Annotated in this window: 11 protein-coding genes; 2 read left to right on the plus strand and 9 right to left on the minus strand. The window is 47.1% G+C overall.

Annotated features, from left to right (window positions below; translation table 11 throughout):
• Positions 1-176: 176 nt before the first annotated feature.
• From NST38_RS20450 to NST38_RS20465, 4 genes are all read right to left on the minus strand, one after another.
• A complete protein-coding gene (locus tag NST38_RS20450; RefSeq protein ID WP_076250901.1) occupies positions 177-1,730 on the minus strand; it encodes an alpha-L-rhamnosidase-related protein in 1,554 nt (517 codons plus the stop codon).
• A 13-nt stretch (positions 1,731-1,743) separates the two neighbouring features.
• The gene (locus NST38_RS20455) at positions 1,744-2,580 is read right to left on the minus strand and encodes a carbohydrate ABC transporter permease (RefSeq protein ID WP_076250900.1); all 837 of its coding nucleotides are present in this window, start codon (positions 2,578-2,580) and stop codon (positions 1,744-1,746) included.
• Positions 2,577-3,428, minus strand: a complete 852-nt coding sequence (locus NST38_RS20460; protein WP_339194495.1) for a carbohydrate ABC transporter permease — start codon at positions 3,426-3,428, stop codon at positions 2,577-2,579. Before NST38_RS20460 ends, NST38_RS20455 begins: the two co-directional genes overlap by 4 nt.
• A 111-nt stretch (positions 3,429-3,539) precedes the next feature.
• Complete coding sequence (locus NST38_RS20465; protein ID WP_076250897.1) at positions 3,540-4,871, minus strand: ABC transporter substrate-binding protein; 1,332 nt, start codon at positions 4,869-4,871, stop codon at positions 3,540-3,542.
• Between the two features lie 131 nt (positions 4,872-5,002).
• Here NST38_RS20465 and NST38_RS20470 point away from each other — a divergent pair, with 131 nt between their 5' ends.
• The gene (locus NST38_RS20470) at positions 5,003-6,811 is read left to right on the plus strand and encodes a sensor histidine kinase (RefSeq protein ID WP_076250895.1); all 1,809 of its coding nucleotides are present in this window, start codon (positions 5,003-5,005) and stop codon (positions 6,809-6,811) included.
• A gap of 7 nt (positions 6,812-6,818) precedes the next feature.
• Positions 6,819-8,399: a response regulator transcription factor gene (locus NST38_RS20475; protein WP_076250893.1), complete on the plus strand. Its 1,581-nt coding sequence runs from the start codon at positions 6,819-6,821 to the stop codon at positions 8,397-8,399.
• Positions 8,400-8,756: 357 nt separating this feature from the next.
• Here the strand turns inward: NST38_RS20475 and NST38_RS20480 are convergent, their stop codons facing one another.
• The 5 genes from NST38_RS20480 to NST38_RS20500 all read right to left on the minus strand — a co-directional run bounded on the left by NST38_RS20480 (position 8,757) and on the right by NST38_RS20500 (position 14,154).
• Entirely contained in the window at positions 8,757-9,044 is a 288-nt protein-coding gene (locus tag NST38_RS20480; protein WP_036614589.1) for a stage VI sporulation protein F, read from the minus strand.
• Between the two features lie 114 nt (positions 9,045-9,158).
• Positions 9,159-11,204: an ATP-dependent DNA helicase RecG gene (recG, locus tag NST38_RS20485; RefSeq protein ID WP_076250891.1), complete on the minus strand. Its 2,046-nt coding sequence runs from the start codon at positions 11,202-11,204 to the stop codon at positions 9,159-9,161.
• 10 nt (positions 11,205-11,214) lie between these two features.
• Positions 11,215-12,078 (minus strand): DegV family protein, encoded by an 864-nt coding sequence (locus NST38_RS20490; protein WP_076250889.1) that lies wholly within the window; start codon positions 12,076-12,078, stop codon positions 11,215-11,217.
• Between the two features lie 28 nt (positions 12,079-12,106).
• Positions 12,107-13,918, minus strand: coding sequence for a DAK2 domain-containing protein (locus NST38_RS20495; protein ID WP_076250887.1), 1,812 nt, complete (start codon positions 13,916-13,918; stop codon positions 12,107-12,109).
• A gap of 62 nt (positions 13,919-13,980) precedes the next feature.
• Positions 13,981-14,154: a hypothetical protein gene (locus tag NST38_RS20500; RefSeq protein ID WP_155985128.1), complete on the minus strand. Its 174-nt coding sequence runs from the start codon at positions 14,152-14,154 to the stop codon at positions 13,981-13,983.
• Positions 14,155-14,398 lie beyond the last annotated feature (244 nt).

Below are 14,398 nucleotides of genomic sequence, written 5' to 3' on the forward strand. Positions count from 1 at the left end.
ATATAACTTTATTTTAATATTCGTATTTATCGCTTCATTAATAGCCACTCGTTCTTTTATCGGTACGAACAAAAACAGATAAAAATAAAAACAATAGGCCATGGCAGGCTTTATACGATCTGGAACTAATCCAAAAAGGCCAACCAGACGTACCTGGTTGACCTCAAGTCCAAAATTCATGAAAAATTTCGCCTGATAAAATAACTTGGTGTGCAGCTCCAAGCATGGCAATAACTGTTGACCAAATTGCTACCATAAGGAGAATACGTTTTGTCGTCCGGGTCGTAGAGCTCCCAGAAGGTGTCCGCCCCATCTTTTAGCATGCCGCCCCAATACCTTCGGATCTGCTCCAGTGCCTTCTCCTCTTCCCCGCACATAAGCAATGCATCAACATAATGATGAACCATGTACGGCGTGGTCATGCCAATGGCTTCTCCGTTACTCGTTAACCGATCAAGTAATTGCCGGGCCGCTGGAGCATCCATGATCTCAGCCAGTACCATCCATACTTGCGATGCCCAGGATACCTGTCTTTTTTCACCACTGACGAAAAAGCTCTGCTCACCATCCCACAGATATGTGAGGGCTGCTTGCTCAGCGTCTTTGATGTGTGCGTTAATCCATTCCTCATACTCCGGCAGCCCTATTTCTTTGGCAATCGATCTGCCCCTTTTCATACTATAGATGAGCACTGCCTGAGCACCCGCCTGTTTATTTAATTCTTCATGCCAGTCCAGAAAACAATACCATGTATCGTCATCCCTTACGATGCCCCGCTCATCAAGTCGTTTAAGCCCAATCTCAATCTGTTCTCGAGCCACCGGCCAAAGTTCTTCCAACGTTTCCCTGTCCTTCGTAGCTTCAAAATAGTCCCATAATGTCGCAATAAAGAACAACGCATAGTCATATAGGTAAATGTCGTCCACGTACGGTTCTGGTTGTTCGTACAAACAGGCTCCTACCTGGCCGCCTTCCAGTCTCGTTCCGGCAAAGAGATACAAACAGCGCTTGACGAGATCATTACAGCCGAATGTTTCATAATTGACGAGGGCCTGAAGGCGAAGATCTCCGATCCATAAACGTCGATCGCGCTTCGGTCCATCTTCGAATACCGTCTGCATGCAATCCCGGAGTGTCTTCACGGACACGCGATCTATTTCCAGCAGCTCCGTGTCGATACCTTCAGGCAATTGAGGTACTGCCCCTGTGTCTGCTGAAGTCACCGTCAAGCAATATATATCGTTAATTCGAATATCGTAACGGATCGACGTTTCTACCACCTCGATTTTCAGATACCGAAAGGCATACCGACGGTCCAGTGTTAGCGTGCCAGGTAACACGTCCACATTCACGATCTCATCTTGAAGCCATGAACGGCTAAGCCAACCCGAATATTCTGCAAAATCCTCACCGACCTCACAGGGCATTTCTCCAAATGTGAGCTTCAACCTGAGAGGTGCATCTGCATTACTGCGCTCGTTAAGAAGCGACAAGGTCAGATAACCGACGAGATGCTCCCCGAAATCCAGCGTAACACTGTCTCCCTTGCACAGCACTTGATCCGATAAGTGTTCTACTAAGCCGAGTGGTTCGATACGCCATCCCTGAAAAGCTGACGCATCCGGAACTGCGCTCACGATATGTTCCGGATAGACCTTTTGCTGGCTAAGCTCCGGCATCAGACCCTGCGCTTTTTCCAGCCAGGCTGTGTTTATCACTTTTTCATTCATTGCAGTGTCCTCCTTAACCTTTGACCGCCCCAACGGTCATACCACCGATAAAATATTTTTGCAGGAACAAGAACGCCAGCAGCAACGGTAGTGCGCACAGAAAGCACGCTGCAAACAGGACATTCCACTGCGTGGGATTTTGCTGATCGCCCAAAAATCCGAGCATGGCCAGTGGTAACGGTGAATCTCCTGCGCTGGAAATAAAGATCATATTGAAGAAATAATCGTTCCAGATCCAGACACCTTGTGTAATAATGACCGAAACCGTTACCGGAATGAGTAAGGGGAACACGACGGTCCAGAACCGTTGGAATAATCCCGCCCCGTCGATGTGCGCCGCTTCTTCTACCTCCTCAGGCACACCGCTTCTAATGAAACCCGTGTACAGGAAAGTTGAAAATGGCAGACTGCACGTAATGAACATGAAAATAGGCGTATATTGATTCGTTGGGATATGCAGCGCATTGATCATTTGCACGATCGGTATCAATACCATTTGCGCAGGTACCACGAGTCCTGACAAAAAAAACAAATACATGAACTTACTTAGCTTTGTCTTCAAACGGGCCATCGGGTAGGACGCCATCGCAGCAAACAGGACAACAAACACGACCGATACGCCGGTTAACACCACGCTGTTCCATAGCGCTTCCGGAAAGTGCATGCGGTCGAAGGCAGCCTTGTAACTTGCAAAGGACATCTCCTGGAACAGGATCAGCGGATTGGTGTTGTTGCTTGGATCTCGGAGTGATGTCGAAAAGGCAATAATTAACGGAATCAGGTTTAACGCCATCACCAACAACACAACGACCTGAACGGACCCTTTCCCCAAAACTTTACGAAGCATCATGCCGACACCTCCCGTTTGTTCATTTTCAGGACAAAAACAGCGGTAATGACGATAATCACGGCAAAGGAAATGACACCAAGAGCCGAAGCTTTACCAAAGAGTTGTTCGGTAAATGCCATCTTGTAGATGGTATAAATCAGCGTGTTGGTAGCCGTGCCGGGACCGCCATTCGTCATGATAAACGGGAAGTCGAACGCTTTGAGTCCATTGATCAAACTTAACGTCACGTTGATTGTAATCGCTGTTGCCAGTAATGGAATCTTCACATGTCGCAGCAATCTCCAGGAGCCGCAACCATCAATCCGTCCGGCTTCCAAAAGGTCACTAGGAACAGTCTGTAGTCCTGCAAGGAAGATAATCATTGTCGTTCCGATCGTCTTCCAGATTTCCACGAAGATAATAGAATACAGTGCGGTCGAGTAATCACCCAGGAAATTCAGTTCATTTGCGATACCTAGTTTATCGAGAAAGGAAGAAATCAGCCCGTAATCCGGCATATAGACGTAACTCCACAAAAATCCGACGACGATCGCACTGAACAATGTGGGAATATACGCCAGGGAACGGTAAATCCCGGTTCCTCTTATTTTCATGTTTAACAGCAATGCCATTGCCAAACCGATGATATTGCCAGCTATGACGGTGACAAACGTATAGATCAGTGTATTTTTTAAAGAAATGCCTAGGATGTCGCTCCGAAACAATTCCTTATAGTTGTCGAAACCGATATAGTTATAGGCTTGGGCGTACCCGTTGTAATCCGTTATACTGTACTGGAACAACCGCAGGATCGGGAAGATCCAGAAGGTCAGGTAGAAGATCAATGCCGGCAAAGCAAACCAGTACATGGACTTTTTCATTACAGTAGAGCTCATCCTGCTCCATCCTTTCCAAGAGGGCCTGCGGCAAGGGAGAAGGACAATCATTCTCCCCTTTACAGCAGACAGCATCGTTTTGTTCTAGTTTTTCCACAGCTCTCTAAACTTGGTTTCCATGGCGTTTGCCACATCTTCTGGTGTTGTTTTCTGTCCAGCAATAATCTCGGCAAACTTTGCTTGCATGACGTCCGATACTCCTGCTGGCCACATCTGGTTGCTGAAGTAGATGGAATTTCCAGTTTGTTGATAATTGTCATTCACTTCCTTGAACAATTCATTTTCAAGTTCTACGTCCTTATAGACGCTGATGGAACTGTTGGCTTCCACAAATGCTTTGAACAGATCGGATTCACCATCAAACAGGTAGTTCAGTACTTCCTTGGCTGCATCCAGGTTTGCCGATTTGGCGTTCAAAGCGTATCCGGCAGATGTTGCAGCAGATACAAACACCGGCTGTTCCGGCTCGTTACCTGGCAATGAAGCGAATCCGCGAGTAAAATCGGTAGCGCCTTTGGACGTCATGGAGGCATAATCCCATGTTCCCGTAAAGGTCATGGCTGCTTTCCCGTCGATAAACAACTGTGCAGATTGGGCACTGCCAATACCAAGCGAGTTTTTGACAACGTAGTTGTTATCATAGAGCTCTTTGTATTTCGATATCGTTTGAACCCACTTTGGATCAGTCAGCGATTTTTCGCCGTTCTGCAGTTTGACATCAAAATCCAGCTCATTCGGATACACGACATTGGCCGCAATCGGATACATACCGAATTGGATCATCCAAGGGTCCTTGTCACCCATCGCAATTGGTGTTACGCCCGCTGCCTGCAACTTTTGGCATAAGTCCAGAAACGAAGGCCAATCCTTCGGAAACTCGGAATATCCCGCTTGTTGTAACAACTCCTTATTGTAGTAAACGCCCAAGAAGTCCAACCCTTCGGCCACCCCGTAAGGTTTACCCTCATAGGACATATCTTCCTTCGCTCCTTGGCTGATGTTGTCCCAGAACTTCAGATCTGACAGATCTGCAGCGAAACCAGCCTTTGCAAAATCAATGACACCGCCAGCCGCATTCTTCGGGAAAATCCAGAAAATGTCCGGTCCCTGTCCAGCCGCAAGCTTGGTTCGAACAGATGTATTGTATTGATCATCAGGCAACTTTTGTACTTCCAAGTTAATGTTCGGGAACTTCTCTTTGACTAGACGCGGCAAGGTCTCCAGCTCGAAATCCTCTCCCTCGGATGCCTTGTTTCCCGAAAGCATCATCGTCAACGTAATTGGCTTTCCTGACTCATCTGAACTCCCGTTATTGGTATCCGTACCGCTCCCCTCCTGGCTACTGGAGCTACATGCGCTCAGAAACATCATGAGCAGTACCAAAGTTAGGGACCACAGTCGTTTTCTTTTTTTCATCTTGTCATTCCCCCAATTCATGTTTATTCTTGCTTTGTGCACATTCTCATCATACGGTGGGCAAAAGTGCATTTGCTTTGGCTCGTATGGTGCACTATTTTTAGAATTGACAAATGGCGGGAGGAGCACGTATGATTCTGTTCAACATCAAAACTAAACTTTTTCTGGTCCTCGTCCTCGTATCAATCGTGCCAATTATCGTTGTTTCTGTCAGTTCCTATCGCAGTTACACGAAGCTGGTGAATGAGCAGACCTCTCTCGTGACGTCGACAACTATAGGCAATTCGGTCAAGAGCATGGAGGAAATTTTGCAGAACATTGACCGGATCTCTGTCACACTCCTTCAGCAGTCTTCCAATGCAACCGCTTACAGCACTGTGAGTGATGAATTAATCAAGTTGAACGGTACCAACGATCAATATGAAATCTTCATGATTCGCAGCAAATTGAAATTGATCTTTGAAAACATTCTGCTTGGTTACAATTACATCAATGGTTTGTACCTTTTCACACCTGATGGCAAATGGATAAGCTATGGCAGTAGCGGCACAGACCTACGCCTCGATTATGTCGCACTTCGCGATGAGTGGTATCTGGATACGATCCAGCGCAAAGGCGATTTGTATATTGGTGAAGTTGGCGTCAAACCTTACATCATTAACGCCAAGGAATCCATTGGCTTCTCCAGAGCCCTCTACGATCCCAACAACAACGAGTTCCTAGGCGTGTTTATGCTGGATTGCAGTATGAACATTTTTGACGGTCTAAAACGTAATCCGGCACCAAGCTTGTCCAATCTATATCTGGCGAACGACGCTGGCGAGATCCTGTACTCCAGCGACGGAAGTAGAGTTGGCACTCCTCTCTCCGATACTCTGGCTGCGGCAACGCATCAAGTCGGCAACAGTTCACAGTACAAATCAATCCAAGATAACATGATGACGGTAATCCAGAAAGTTCCCGGCCGCAATTGGAACGTGATTGCCAACATCTCTATGGATCGGCTGTATGAGGAGTACAACATCTCACAAAAGTTGCTGTTATACGTGGCCGTAAGCTGTGCCGTCATTTTCCTTCTACTTTCCTTTTTCTTGTCCAACCTGATCACCAAACCCATCATCGAATTGACCAAACTGATGCGCAAAACCAAATCTCATCGTTTTGTGACCATCAAGCCTCAAGTAACAAGGCAAGTCGACGAGATTGGAATCCTTTACCATGAGTTCAACAAAATGATGAAAGACATCGATACGCATATCCGAGAAAGTTACCAGAATAAAATCCTCATGCTGGACTCCCAGATGAAGGCATTGGAAGCACAGATCAACTCCCATTTCCTCTACAATACGCTGGAGTCGATTAATAGCATTGCCGAGATCGAAGAAGTTGAGAGTATTGTGGTGATGACCAAGTCACTCGGGGACATGTTCCGCTACAGCATCAAAACGGACAGCGAGCTGGTCGTGGTCAGCGAAGAACTTCAGCATGTAGAAAACTACATGGCCATCCAGCAGATTCGGTATGGTGACAAGTTCGCGTTCAACCTGAATGTGGACCCGGAAATTCGGAGTCGTCGCATGCTGAAACTTCTGTTGCAACCACTCGTGGAAAATGCCATCTATCACGGGTTGGAGAACAAACGTGGGAAGGGTACCGTTACCATTACCGGGTTGTTTCAGGGGGACAGCATCGTGTTCGAGATCTGGGATGACGGCGTGGGCATGTCCTCAACACAAGCGGAGGAACTTCGACAATTGCTCCAGCAGCCACCTGAATTCATCGCCGTTGGTCAAAGGCATAAACAAAGCATCGGCATCAAAAACGTGCATTCACGAATTGCTTTGTATTACGGAGAGGGTTACGGCCTTTCGTTTCATACCGATTTGAATACAGGAACTCGAATTACACTCGAAATTCCGGCCAATTGGGAAAAGAGGTGACCAAGAGATGTACACGTATATCGTTGTGGACGATGAACCCTTGATCCGCAAAGGTTTGTTAAAAAAAATCGGGAATTTTGAGCACTCGCTTGAACTCTTAGGCGAAGCAGATAACGGCGCAGACGCCTTGGCTTTGATTGAATCGTTCAAGCCGGACATTATCTTTACGGACATGCGCATGCCTGAGGTCGACGGCAAGCTGTTGATCAGGACAGTATGCCAGCAATATCCGCGCATTAAGTTAATTGTCATTAGCGGACATACCGATTTTGATTATATGCAGGAGGCAATCTCTGCGAAAGTTGTAAATTACCTGCTGAAGCCTTTTAGCCGGGACGAGATCCACGGTACGCTTCACCAAGCCATCCAAGCCATCGAACAGGAGCGCTCTCTTCAGCGGGAAGTCGTTCTAAGAGAAGAAGAAACGGAGCAGATGAAAAGGGATGCAGACATGCAAGCCTTCCTGAATTACGTGCTGGCTCCCCATTCATCCATCAAAACACCTGTGTTCCGCTCTGCGGAATTTGCCGCCATCATGGCATCTGACCAGTTCATTTTATTGACGATTTATGGTCCTCAACCGCTTACAGCACAGCAACTACCTACCTTTTCGAATGGCCTGTACATTCCTCATCCACAAACGGATCAGGTACTGTTTTTCCTGATGCATGATCTGGATTACTCAGGCCAGCTTGATTTGCAGAAAATGGCGGAACAAACTGCGAGTATCATTTTGACCAAATCTGAAACTACGGATTGTTGTGTGGGGATCAGCTTGCCTCATACAGGCATTGGTGGGGTCCGAGAAGCTCATCATCAAACGATCCTTGCGTTGGACGAACGAGCCATTACCGATTTTGGCAAATGTTACGTATTTTCACGGGAGCAAATTCCTTTACATCAACTGAAGTGGGCTCGAACATATGAACTGTTATTTTTTATAGAGAGCGGGAATGTGCCGAAGGTGGAAGAGCTCATCACCGATTTCTTTGCTTTCTACATACGCCAGCCTGACGCTTTGCTTGCCCACCTGAAAGAGCAGTGCAGAGACATTATCACGGAAACCAAACGGCTGCTGAGTAACTATATCCAGAACGGAGGTAACAGTAGCGCCTCTTCCAGCTTGGAGGCCGTCCTGAACGTCTCGTTCGATATGGAGTGCATTAGGCATTACATGGTAAAGGTGCTGACGGGAACAGCTCTTCTGCTTAAGGAAGACAACCCCTACGCATCAGATCAAGTGATCGACAACGTCAGGACATATATTGATAATCACTATACCAAGGATTTAACGCTGGAATGGGTATCGTCCCTGTTCTACCTGAACCCGAGTTACCTCAGTCATTTATTTAAAGAAAAGACATCCGAGAACTTCACTGATTACATAAACAGACTACGGATCAGGCAAGCCAAGCAGCTCTTAACGAGCACAGACGATAAAATCTACCGTGTTGCCAAACAGCTAGGTTACGACAATCCAAAATATTTTTTTCGGGTGTTTAAAAAATTGACCGGTTGGACTCCAGAGGAATACCGAAAGCAACACAAATCCTTCACCGCAAAAAACAAGGAACCAGGCCATGCATGATGGCCCAGTTCCTTGTTTTCGTTGTTGTGGTTCTTAGCTGACAGTCTTCTCCCTGGCACCATACCGTTCAAAAAGGGGTGTTCCATTACGTCATCTGCATGACTAATGAAACACCCCTTCCTAAATTACCACACAACTTGAATGTAATTTGGGTTTTGTAAAATATATCAATTTACACAACAACGGAGAGGACAGAAATAACCTAAAGAAGCGAAGCGTGCGCCTTTATCACCGGATTTTACCCTTGGAAAGGGTCAATCAGAAAATCCGGGGATAACAGCGCTCGGAAGGTTATTCTGTCATCGTAGTGCCCTCGTGTAAACGAATGTTTTTTTCCACCCACATTACATCGAATCCCTACCTAAACATCCCCCACAGCTTAATCAAATGAAACGTATTGTTCGGATCAATCTTCTGCGCGAGCACAAAAGCAACAAACTGCTCCTCCTGCGCCGGAGAGAAATTCTCATTCATAATAACTGCCGAAGACTTGACCAACCTTCTGACCTTGGCCTTATCTTGCAGATCAGACTTGGTCACGCCATCAATCAACTTTTTGATACGCTCTTTGACAGCGGGATTTTTCATCTTTAATTTAATCCGCTCCACCAGCTGCGGACTAATTCCATATTGTTGATAACCCAAAACGTATAGCACCTCCCAAAGAATGAACTCACTTCTTATTCATATGTCGGGAGGGCTTGTACACTTGTCTTTTTTTACAAAGGTAATACGAAAAAACAGCTATCAAGGCAAGCTTTAGTCAATCAGATCACCCTTGAATACTTGCTGTTGCTGTAGGAAATCACGCAGAGGTGCATAGTCCATGGAGGTCCAGAAAGTCGCATCCTCAATTAAGTGGGTCACGTCATCTCTGGCCTGTTCCAGCACAGCAAAATCGGCAACCATATCGGCAAGACGGAACTCGGGTAGTCCGCTCTGTTTGGTACCAAAGAAATCACCCGGACCCCGGAGATCGAGGTCACGCCGGGATACCTCGAATCCATCCTCCGTTTCCGTCATGACCTTCATGCGTTCCTGTCCAACCTCCGTCTTGGGATCAGCAATGAGTACACAATAGGAAGCATGCGCACCACGACCGACCCGACCACGAAGCTGATGCAGCTGGGAGAGACCGAAGCGGTCCGCGTCCATAATGACCATCAACGTGGCATTTGGCACATCGACCCCAACCTCGACAACGGTGGTGGAGACAAGCAACTGAATATCATTGCTATAAAAGTCCCGCATCATCTCTTCTTTCTCCGCAGCCGTCATCCGGCCATGCAACAGACCTACACGATATTTTGGAAAGTTCTGTTGCATCTGCACATGCAGATCAATAGCATTCTGCACATCCAGCTTCTCCGACTCTTCAATGAGCGGACAGATCAGATAGGCCTGACGGCCCTGATCCACTTCTCTGGAGATAAACCCGAGCACCCGCTCCATCATATCGTGTTTGACCCAATACGTGGAGATGGGAATCCGTCCCTTCGGACGTTCCGAGATCGTCGATACTTCAATATCCCCAAAAGCCGTAATCGCAAGTGTCCGTGGAATTGGCGTAGCCGTCATCGTTAACACATCCGGATTATATCCTTTGCGTCGTAAAACGCTTCGCTGATTCACCCCGAAGCGATGCTGCTCGTCCGTCACCACAAGACCCAGATCACGGAAGAAAACATCTTCCTGAATCAGGGCGTGTGTACCCACCACGATATCAATCATGCCCATTTGCAACGAGGCGATCAGATCTTTACGTTTGCGTCCATTTACACTGCCCGTTAACAGCCCTACGGTTACCCCAAACGGTTCAAACAGTTTTTGCAGTGAGCGCATATGCTGTTCCGCCAGAATCTCCGTAGGCACCATCAGAGCCCCTTGGAACCCAGATCGAACAGTTGTGTATAGCGCAATTGCCGCAATAACCGTTTTACCTGATCCGACATCACCCTGCAATAACCGATTCATTGCATAGGGCGAACGCATATCATGCAGAATTTCAAGCTCCACCTTTTTCTGAGCATCTGTCAGTTCAAAAGGTAAACTGCGTACAAACTCACGAATCGTCGTATTGTCCGTGGTATGTACCACACCATCCATGCGATTCCGGTTGAGCGCACGATACGCCTGCATTTTCAACTGGAACAGAAACAGCTCTTCATATACCATCCGCTGTCTGGCCTGTTGACCTTCCCGGTTGTCCTGTGGACGATGAATTCCCGCAATCGCTTGTTTACGAGGCATCAAGCTGTATTTCTTCATCAAGGACTGAGGCAGAATCTCAGGAATCATATCTCCGAATTGAATTAACCCTTGATTGATCGTTTTTCGCATCCATTGTTGCGTCAGTTTGCCGGTTACCGAATATACAGGTTGCAATGTACCTGAACGCCCATCGCCTTTATCAGGGAACTCCGAGTCAGTAACTGTCATCTGCATGCGTTTTTGTTCCCATTTTCCCGTAATCACAATCTCCCGATTGGGGGTTAGTTGTTCTTTGAGGAAATGGCGATTGAACCAGGTGGCTGTAATCATCCACTCTTCCGTCATGATCTTACAGGTAAGACGGGACTTTTTACCGTATCGTTGTAATACAGGAATACCCATCACCTGTCCCTGGACCGTAATCTTGTCCCCATCCTTCACTTCACTAAGTGAACGCAGACGATAATCCTCGTAACGGAACGGATAATATTCAAGCAGGTCTTTAACAGTAGAGATGCCAAAGGCGTGAAGCTCTCCCTCTTTGAGAGCACTCACGCCGTTAATTTGCTTAACTGATATTTCTTCCAATTTCATGTCTAATCCCTCATTCCGGAACAGGCCACATAAAGATCGCAATGACACCAGGTCCAACATGACTGCCTATTACGGCTCCAATATTGGTATAGATCACTTCATTCAGTGTAAAATGACCCCGCAGCTGCTCTGCACAAGCGATCGCTGATCCCGGGTCAGCGGTATGACCTACCGCCAGGTTCACCCGTTTGCCTGCAAGATCCTTCTGGAACAGCTCAATAATGCGTGCCATTGCTTTTTTATGACCTCTGACTTTCTCAACTGCGTAGATAACGCCTTCTTCATCAATAGACAGGATCGGCTTAATGTTAAGCAACGTTCCCAAAATGGCTGAAGCTTTGCCAATCCGACCGCCCTTTTGCAGATACTCCAAAGTATCCACGAGAAAGAACAATTTACGCGATTGTTGCATCCCTTCAATAGCCGCAGCGATTTCGACTGCTGACTTGCCCTGTTCGGCAAGTTCAGCAGCCTGTACCACCATTAGACCGTATCCATACGATGCTGACTTCGAATCCAGCACGGTGATGTCACCCTCACGCTCCAGCAAAGACTTGCCAAGCATGGCCGATTGGTAGGTACCACTCATGCCGGATGACAGGTGGATCGATACAATCGGACGTTCCGGGTTCTCATCAAGAAGTGATTGGTACACATTCATGAAATCGGTTGGAGATGGCTGTGAAGTTGTAGGCAACACAGATACCTTCTTCAACTTTTCGTAGAACTGTTCCGAAGTCAGATCAACGCCATCTGCATAGGTCTCTTCACCGAATAGAACACGTAGCGGAACAATATGAATCCCGTATTTGCGAATGAGTTCTTCGGGAATATCTGCCGTACTGTCTGTTACTATCGTAACCTTGTGGCTCATGACTCTCCTCCTCTTCGCTAGAGTGCTATTAGGACTCTACGGAGAACAGATAATAATACACCGGCTGTCCTCCAAGATGTACCTCTACCTCAGCATCAGGATACTGTTCTTCAAGCCATGCAGCGAGGGCAGCAGTAACCTCAGGGTCAGCTTCGTCCCCTTCAAGGATCGTCACCACTTCATCTCCACTCTCCATCATCTGTTTGAGCAGACCTTCACATGCTTGAAGCATGGTTTCATCCGTCGCTACAATTTTGGAGTTATGAATACCGATATAGTGCCCCGCCTTGATATCCAGTTCATCATATTGCGTATCACGAACTGCATGAGTCACTTGACCCGACTGCACCCGGCTAATGGCCTCCAACATTTGGTCACGGTTTGTTTCCGCAGACTCATCTTCTTGGAAAGCAAAAGCAGCAGCCATTCCCTGTGGAATGGTCTTGCTTGGAATAACCGTAATCCGGCGCTCATCTTCAAGCAATTCACGAGCCTGCTCGGCAGCCAGTACAATATTCGAGTTATTCGGGAGTATAAATACCTGCTCCGCAGCAATGGAACGAACGGCTTTTACAAAATCCTCAGTACTCGGATTCATCGTCTGTCCTCCGGACAGAACAACATCAACGCCAAGACTTTGGAAGATCTCTGCAATACCGTCACCGGAGGATACCGCAATAAAACCATACGGTGCCATCTCATCTGCAGGAAGCACAGCCTCTTCCATACTGCGCGCTGCCTCAGGTGGAATCTCTGCAAACAATTCAGGTGATGGAGCAATATCCATGCCTGCTGTCAGGAGATCCCGATGCTGTTCACGCATATTGAGAATATGAATCTGTGTAATCTCACCATAATGCAGCGCCAGGTTTAATACATCGCCTGGTGTCTTGGAATGGACATGAACTTTGATGACTTCATCGTCGGCAATGATGATGATCGAATCCCCATTAACTGACAACGCTTTCCGGAATGCTTCGTCATCAAATGCTACTCCTGCGTTCTCTCCAAGCTCACGATTAATGAAGAATTCCATATCATACAGGAATTCAATATCTTCCGTTTCCAGTCTCGCCTGAGCAGACAATGGCATCTCCGGTGCAATCACCTGCTGCTGTGCAGGCTTCTTGATATCCACTTCTGTCGGTGCAGCCGGTTTCAAAGCAGTTGCTGCCACGGATGGGGTTACTTCTTTGTTCAGTGAAGTCCGACTCCCTCCGTCACTTTGCAGCAATACTTCCATAAAGCCCTCGTAGATATATACAAGCCCCTGACCACCTGAATCCACAACACCAACCTGTTTCAGTACAGGCAGTAATTCCGGAGTCATTGCCAGTGCTTCTTTTGCTTTTAACAAAACTTCATTCATTAATTCAGTAATATCATTCGTCCGTCTTGCGTAGTAGTTGGCATGTTTCGCCGCTTCCTTGGCTACGGTAAGAATGGTCCCTTCAACGGGCTTTACGACTGCTTTGTAAGCTGCGTCAACGCCGTTCTGCAGGGCTGCTGCAAATTGGAGCGTATTCAGTTCCTCATAGGGAGCAGCTGAACGACTAAAACCACGGAACAATTGCGACAGAATAACTCCTGAATTCCCCCGTGCGCCCATAAGCAGGCCTTTCGATAGAATACCGGCAGCTTCGCCGATGGAGGCAGAACTTTTTCTTTTAATCTCTGCGACTCCTGCACTCATTGTCAAATTCATGTTCGTTCCCGTGTCACCATCCGGCACAGGGAAAACATTCAGGGAATTGACGTGCTCTGCATGCTGTCCAAGTTGTTCCGCTCCGGCAAGTACCATTGCGGTGAAATCTGTTCCATTTAAAGAACGTATACTCAAGTGAGAATTCCCCTTCCTAGCTTGATACACGAACACCTTGCACCAAGATGTGTCTGGTCTGTTCATGCGCTAACGCGGACTGCGTTATTCTTCGTCCATACCTTGTCCGGCACAGGCATACAATACAACATGTCAGCCGGATTAACGGTCTGGGCGGCCGGGCTACCAATATCCTGCACTCTCTGCACCCCTAACTTCGGGGCATACGGATATGCACCGGTATCAAGAGCCGGCATGAATGCCGCATGGAGACTGGTGCCAATGATGGAATGCCGCAGCTCACAGCGTTGCCAAAAAGCAGACCACCGACCTCTAAGTACGGTTTATTCTCCGACTTCCTCGCGGCAACAGCCTGTTCACCACTGTATTATGGACTACTCAACATTGTACTATATTAGACAGGAGAAATAAATAAAGTTTTTGGATCAGTTGACGAAGCTTTTTTAATTATGATATTATATTCAAGTATTGTTTTATGCA

Origin of the sequence: Paenibacillus sp. FSL H8-0104, assembly GCF_038050215.1 — a bacterium.
GTDB lineage: Bacteria > Bacillota > Bacilli > Paenibacillales > Paenibacillaceae > Paenibacillus > Paenibacillus amylolyticus.

Excerpts from the sequence above, each read along its gene's own strand:
- NST38_RS20490 (WP_076250889.1), bottom strand. The coding sequence starts at position 12,078 with ATGAGCCACAAGGTTACGATAGTAACAGACAGTACGGCAGATATTCCC.
- NST38_RS20500 (WP_155985128.1), bottom strand. The coding sequence starts at position 14,154 with ATGCCGGCTCTTGATACCGGTGCATATCCGTATGCCCCGAAGTTAGGG.
- NST38_RS20470 (WP_076250895.1), top strand. The coding sequence starts at position 5,003 with ATGATTCTGTTCAACATCAAAACTAAACTTTTTCTGGTCCTCGTCCTC.
- NST38_RS20455 (WP_076250900.1), bottom strand. The coding sequence starts at position 2,580 with ATGATGCTTCGTAAAGTTTTGGGGAAAGGGTCCGTTCAGGTCGTTGTG.
- NST38_RS20460 (WP_339194495.1), bottom strand. The coding sequence starts at position 3,428 with ATGTACTGGTTTGCTTTGCCGGCATTGATCTTCTACCTGACCTTCTGG.
- recG (WP_076250891.1), bottom strand. The coding sequence starts at position 11,204 with ATGAAATTGGAAGAAATATCAGTTAAGCAAATTAACGGCGTGAGTGCT.
- NST38_RS20450 (WP_076250901.1), bottom strand. The coding sequence starts at position 1,730 with ATGAATGAAAAAGTGATAAACACAGCCTGGCTGGAAAAAGCGCAGGGT.
- NST38_RS20475 (WP_076250893.1), top strand. The coding sequence starts at position 6,819 with ATGTACACGTATATCGTTGTGGACGATGAACCCTTGATCCGCAAAGGT.
- NST38_RS20465 (WP_076250897.1), bottom strand. The coding sequence starts at position 4,871 with ATGAAAAAAAGAAAACGACTGTGGTCCCTAACTTTGGTACTGCTCATG.